This is a genomic window from Colwellia sp. BRX8-5, from assembly GCF_014077325.1.
In the GTDB taxonomy this organism is placed as follows: domain Bacteria; phylum Pseudomonadota; class Gammaproteobacteria; order Enterobacterales; family Alteromonadaceae; genus Colwellia_A.
Window position 1 is genome coordinate 36,449 of sequence record NZ_JACGVR010000036.1, and the last position, 6,601, is coordinate 43,049.

Annotated in this window: 5 protein-coding genes; 3 read left to right on the plus strand and 2 right to left on the minus strand. The window is 37.3% G+C overall.

The features are described from left to right. Positions 1-139: 139 nt before the first annotated feature. Together H4J62_RS17310 and H4J62_RS17315 are read left to right on the plus strand one after the other, a co-directional pair. Positions 140-622 (plus strand): YajQ family cyclic di-GMP-binding protein, encoded by a 483-nt coding sequence (locus H4J62_RS17310; protein ID WP_182216720.1) that lies wholly within the window; start codon positions 140-142, stop codon positions 620-622. 241 nt (positions 623-863) lie between these two features. After that, entirely contained in the window at positions 864-2,219 is a 1,356-nt protein-coding gene (locus H4J62_RS17315) for a sodium-dependent transporter (RefSeq protein WP_182216722.1), read from the plus strand. A gap of 204 nt (positions 2,220-2,423) precedes the next feature. On the opposite strand, the gene H4J62_RS17320 is transcribed toward H4J62_RS17315, so the two are convergent. Together H4J62_RS17320 and H4J62_RS17325 are read right to left on the minus strand one after the other, a co-directional pair. After that, the gene (locus H4J62_RS17320; protein WP_182216724.1) at positions 2,424-3,131 is read right to left on the minus strand and encodes a TIGR01621 family pseudouridine synthase; all 708 of its coding nucleotides are present in this window, start codon (positions 3,129-3,131) and stop codon (positions 2,424-2,426) included. Next, positions 3,132-4,493, minus strand: coding sequence for a Na+/H+ antiporter NhaC family protein (locus tag H4J62_RS17325; RefSeq protein WP_182216726.1), 1,362 nt, complete (start codon positions 4,491-4,493; stop codon positions 3,132-3,134). It abuts the gene before it with no gap. Between the two features lie 270 nt (positions 4,494-4,763). Here H4J62_RS17325 and gshA point away from each other — a divergent pair, with 270 nt between their 5' ends. Beyond that, complete coding sequence (gshA, locus tag H4J62_RS17330) at positions 4,764-6,335, plus strand: glutamate--cysteine ligase (RefSeq protein ID WP_310733511.1); 1,572 nt, start codon at positions 4,764-4,766, stop codon at positions 6,333-6,335. The last annotated feature ends 266 nt before the right edge of the window (positions 6,336-6,601 follow it).

The window sequence follows — 6,601 nt, forward strand, 5'->3', positions numbered from 1 at the left end:
GTAATTTTATGAAGTCATTAGTTTAGAATTATTCATCATAACATGTGAAAATAGCGGTTGCGATCACCTTTACCCGCTAGTGGTAATCTTGCTAAGATTGCCAACACTTAAATTATTGAATTATCGAAAGGTCAAGATCATGCCCTCAATGGATATCGTTTCCGAAATTAATTTGGAAGAAGTAAGAAATGCAACTGAAAACTGCAAGAGAGAATTAGAAACGCGTTTTGATTTTCGTGGTGTTGAAGCGAGCATTGAATGGAAAAAGCCCAATGTGGTAATAAAAGCTGAAGGTGACTTTCAAATAAAACAACTGGTAGATATGGTGCGCGTGCAGTTGGCAAAGCGTAATATCGATGCTAAAGCCCTGACCCTTTCTAATACTGAGCATACAGGTAGAACCTTCACTCAAAATCTTTCATTTAAAGAAGGTATTGAGCAGCCTATCGCTAAAAAAGTCATTAAGTTAATTAAAGACAGTAAGTTAAAAGTACAAGCGGGCATTCAAGGCGATCAAGTACGAGTGACCGGTAAAAAACGTGATGATTTACAAGCGGTCATGCAATTAATTCGTGAAGGCGATCTAGAGCAATCTTTTCAGTTTAATAACTTTCGCGACTAATACAGCGCTTTCTTAATACGTTCAGTCTTTGAAGGGTGAATATCTTAATACTAAAAAACAGCACTATCGGTGCTGTTTTTTTATACGTTTACTTTTTGTTTTACCCGGTAAGTAATCTTATCTTTACAAGTACACGATGATTTTAGTGACAAATTGCTTACCTTTAGACAATTAACGCTGTTGTTTTGATGACACATTAAGTAGATTAACCGCATTCTAATAATAATAAAGATTACGTTTAATGAGTGTTTCAAGAGGTGGGTTTAGTTCTCGGATTGGTTTTATCATGGCAGCGGCAGGTTCCGCTGTTGGTTTAGGCAATATTTGGGGATTCCCAACACAAACAGCAAGTAATGGTGGTGCTGCTTTTGTTTTAGTTTATTTAGTTTTAGCCTTTTGCTTAGCTTACCCTGCATTTATGGCCGAATTATTGATAGGCCGATACGGGCAAGCGAATGCAGTTAGCTCGTTAGAAAAAATGTCACGCAGTCTTTGGCAGAAAAAATTCGCCTTCTTTGTTGGTTTTGGAGGCATAGTTTGTGCGGCACTTATTCTTAGTTTCTATGGGATTCTAGCTGGCTGGATGATGTCTTATGCCGTTGAACCCGTTTTAACCTTTGTTGGTTTAAGTGATGCAGCGCAATGGGTTATTTCACAATCTTTGTGGCGTAATTTAGGCTTTACCGCCTTATTCATGGTCTTGACCGTTTTTATTATTCGCCATGGCGTTGAAGATGGTATTGAAAAATGGTCAAAACGTTTAATGCCAATGTTGATCGGTTTATTAATACTGTTAATTATTTATGTTGTTACCTTAGATGGTGCAGCTGAGGGATTAAATGCTTATTTGAACCCTGATTTTTCCCGTGTATTTGAAGCTGATTTATTAATTAGCGCATTAGGGCAAGCCTTCTTCTCTTTGTCACTAGGCACCAGTGTGATGATTATTTATGGTTCATATATTTCTAAAAAAGAGAATTTAATTACCCTAGGTGCACAAGTCACGCTTATTGATGTGTCTATCGCATTCCTAGCCGGCTTATTAATTATTCCTGCTATGTATGTTGCTCAAGCGCAAGGCGTGGCGATATTTGCTGAAGATGGCAGTTTAATCAATGGTTCAAGTCTGGTCTTTACTGTCTTACCCAGTTTATTTGAAAGCATGGGTAATGTGGGCAGTTTTGTCGCTTTTGCTTTCTTCTTATTAATGTCTATTGCCGCTTTAACATCTTCTATTTCAATGCTTGAAGGACCGGTATCTTACGTGGTTGAGCGTCATGACCTTCCAAGAGAAAAAGCGACCACCTTAATTGGTATTGGTATTTTCTTATTGAGCGTGGTTATCGTTTTAAATATTGAAACTATGCTCGATTTTGTTGCCATTGCTGCTACGCAATATGGGCAACCTATTATAGCGATGCTATGTTGTGTTTTTGTTGGCTGGATTTGGCATAGAAATGATGTGCTTATGGAGCTTAAGCAAGGTCATGATAGTGCAGAGCATAGTGTGTTTTGGAAAATTTGGCCTTGGTATACCAAGTTTGTTTGTCCAACAGCGATAGGTGTCGTGTTTATTCATTCATTAAATCTTTTTTAAAACAGTAGAGTTTAAAAATGAACATAAAAAAAGCGAGCTTAGCTCGCTTTTTTTATGTTCACAGTCTCAGTGAATTGGTTAGGATGACTATGCGTTAGTAAGTGGGATGGTGTTTTTCTTTCACCTTTGTCGTCATGCTGAATTTATTTCAGTATCAGGATGACGAAGTCTTGGCCTAGATGACGCGTTCAGTAGGGGCCGTTGCTAGCTTATATTTGGCCAAGTAAGTGACCAAGGGGTCTTAATGGCCTCTAATTGTTGTTGGCAAGATTCACTTAAATATTTCTCTCCAGAAGATGGGCAAAGTACAAATTGATATTTTTCCCCATCTAAAGTGAAGCTCAGCGCGTATGCATGTAAATAACCACGTTGCTCTTGATAAGCGTCTTGCGTTGCGTAAAGTGGATCACCGAGTATTGGAGAGCCAATACTGGATAAGGCAACACGTAGTTGGTGGGTTTTACCACTTCGCGGTTTTAATAAATACAAACGCTGACCATCGCTAAGTGAATACGACAAGAACTGTGTAATCGCGGGGTTGACTTGTGTTCGTAGTAATTTCCACATGCCTCGGCGACTTTTTTCCATATCGCCTTTAATCAAACCTTGTTTTTTCTTAGGTTTTTTATCACTGATCGCCAGGTAATATTTTTCAACCTTATGTTGTTCAAATAACGTTTGAAACTGTTGCGTAGTCGCTAAGTTTTTTGCAAAAATCATTAAACCTGAAGTCATTTTATCAAGGCGATGCACCGGGAATAAATCATCAAATTTACCTTGCGCTTTTCCCTGTTTTTTAACTTGGTTGAAAAAACCTTGCTCAAGGTCGCCTTCATCATGGAAGTTAACATCGGCCGGTTTCTCTACAATAATAAAATTATTGTGTTCAAAAATTATATTAATCGATTGCACTTATGAAAGCCCTAATCCTACCAAGATATAAAGAATAATTGTGAGCACAGCACCAAATAATGCATAAGGTAATTGTGTCTTAACATGTTCGAAATGATCACAACCACTGGCGATGGATGCAACCACGGTAGTATCAGAAATAGGAGAGGCGTGGTCGCCAAATACGCCACCACCTAACACTGCTGCGACTAAAAATTCTATGGGTAACCCACTCTGTTGAGCGATAGGTACAGCAATAGGCACCAATATAGCAAAAGTCCCCCAAGAGGTTCCTGTTGCAAAAGCCATTAACGCCGCGGCAATAAAAATAACGGGTGCCATTAAAAATAACGGCAGTTCAACATTAAATAATTCACTGACATAAATACCTGTGCCCAAACCTTTTATTGCGTCACCAAAAGCAAATGACAAGACTAAAATGGCAACAGCAGGAAACATATGTTTAATGCCAGCAGCTGAGCTGAGGGTTATTTCTTTAACACTAAGGAGTTTATTCAAGGTAATTAATAGCACTAATAAAATAAAAGCGCTGATGATTGACCAAAATACAGCAAATGAGCCTGAGCCACGGCGTATGTCGCCATCACCTGTTATCCATAATAAAATTAGGGTCAGTGCTAATAATGTTAATAAAGGCAACCACATGATATAGGCTGGCGCTATTTGTTTTACAGTATCTTGTTGCTGGTCGGTTACCAAAGACTCTGCTCTTTTCATTGGACCATAAATTTTTCCGCTGTAGGCGGTATAAAAAGCCAATGAAATAGCGATTATTGCGTAAAAATTATAACTAACAGTACCGATTAGAACACCCACTGAGTCGGCAAGTTGATAATCATCAAGTAACCCTAATACATAAGCACCCCAGCCGTTTACTAATAATAAAATGCTTACTGGCGCGCAAGTTGAGTCAATTAGGTAGGCTAGCTTTGCGCGGCTCATTTTATATTTATCAAAGAGTTTCTGACTAGCCATACCAGCAGTAAACATACTTAAATTAGTATCGGTAAAAATACTGGTACCAATAATTGTCGGCAGCATACTCGCTTGTCGAGTGTTTTTGACTAAATTTAATGAGGACAGTTTTTCGATAAAACCATTAACCGCGCCTGATTTATTCATTAGGGTTACTAACGCGCCAATTAATAAACTAAAACTAACGATATAAAGGTTACTGGTAGAAGTGAATACACCACCAATCGCCAAAAAACCATCGGTTAAGCCCGTTATTATTTGCCAGTTTGTCGACATTATACTTGCTAAAATTAAACCGCAGAATAAAGCTAGTAGAGCGTTTTTTCGCCAAATGGCAATCACAATAGCAACAAGTGGAGGAAGTAATGATAAAGGACTGTCTTGCATGATTTTAACTATTTTCTTATTATTATCTTATAAGGCACTTTACCGTAAGCGCTAATGTTTAGAAACTGCTTTGTAAGAGATTCATACAAATTTGATTAGTTTTATTTTGAAAATAAAACTAGCGTATTACGGTCTAGTGCTTTTAGAAAATGAATGTTTATTTTGAGGATGTCACTTAAGATTGATTTTTAATACGATAAAGTATTGAAAAGTTAATTATTACCCTCAAATAGTCAATAGCAGCTACGCTTAATGTATTAGGGATTATTTTTGAAACTTTCTTTTGATGACTATGTAATGGCATTTAGCCAAGATGAACATTTATCTTCCTTAACAGGCATTGGGCGAGGCATAGAACGAGAAGGCTTACGCGTTTTACCTGAAGGACGTTTGTCATTAGCCCCCCACCATAAAAGCTTAGGCGCTGCGTTAACACATCCTAATATCACTACGGACTACTCAGAAACGTTATTAGAGTTTATTACACCGGTGAGTTTTGATCCCGAAACAACTATCGCGCAATTACAAGATATTCAAAAATATACCTTAAGTAAAATTGATGGCGAACTGCTGTGGCCAATGAGTATGCCATGTTTTGTTGATAATGATGATGCTATACCGCTAGCAAACTATGGTTCATCAAACGTAGGTCAAATGAAAACAGCCTATCGTCAAGGGCTAAAAAATCGCTATGGTAGTATGATGCAGGTTATTTCTGGTATTCATTTTAATTTCTCATTTTCTCAAGGTTTTTGGCAAAGTATGCAAAAAATTTCAGAAAATAAGGCACCGATAAATGATTTTATATCAGAAAAATATTTTTCATTATTACGTAACTACAAACGATATTGCTGGTTGATACCTTACCTTTACGGTAGCTCGCCAACTATTTGTGGTTCATTTTTGAAAAATAAAACCACCACGCTTCCTTTCAAAAAGTCAGCGAGTGGTTATATGTACCTTGAGTACGCTACATCGTTGAGAATGAGTGATTTAGGTTACACCAACAGCGAGCAAGCATCGTTGAAAATTTGTTATAACGATTTAAGTGGTTACTTAGATGGTGTACAAAATGCGATTAATTTACCTTCAGAAAAGTTTGCTGCCTTTGGTGTAAAGGTTAACGGAAAATATCAGCAACTTAACAGTAATATTTTACAGATTGAGAATGAACTTTATGCGCCTATTCGGCCTAAGCAAGTTGCTAAATCTGGAGAGAAACCCTCAGAAGCATTAAGAAATAGAGGGGTTGAATACATTGAAGTACGCGCCCTTGATGTTAATCCATTCTCTGATACGGGGATAAGCATTGAGCAAGTTTATTTTCTCGATGTTTTCATTACCTATTGTGCCTTAGCAGATAGCCCTTTATTTACTTATCAACAACAAGAAAGCTGCGATGCCAATATGGACGAAGTTGTTGTTCGAGGCAGAGATCCACTTTTACTACTCAATGATAATGGTTGTGATAAATCAGTGAAAGCCTGGGGCAGTGAAATTTTCCAACAAATGGAGAAAGTCGCAATCTTATTAGATAGTGCTTATGGCAGTGACAAATATAGTCAAGCGGTGGCCAATGAACAACAAAAATTGCTTGATCCTAATTTAACACCTTCCGCTCAATTACTTGATTGTGTGGTAAATCAAAATCAAAGCTTAACGGGCATCGCTTTACAAAAAGCACAAGACTATCGTCAACAGTTACTAGCGGCAGATTATCAGGTGTTTAATGAGCAGTATTTTATTGACGCGGCAACAAAATCACATCAAGGACAAAAGGATATTGAAAACGCTGACCAAGTAGATTTTGATACTTTTTTAGCTGACTATTTTGGTAAATAGTCTTTAATAATTACTCGCCAGAATAGCGCGTTAGTTAACGTGCTATTCTATCTTTCACTCCTGATAATAAAACTCTTGTTCAAGTATAACCGTTCTCGTAAGACCTCACTTCCTTGTTGCGTTGACTTTACTCATTTCATTTTGCTAAATAATAAGCAAACATTTTGCTAAATAATAGGCAAAAAAAAACGCATTACTTAAAAAAGAATGCGCAATAAAAACATAATTACTAAGGGAAACATAAACACTTATAAAGTAAGAGTGTT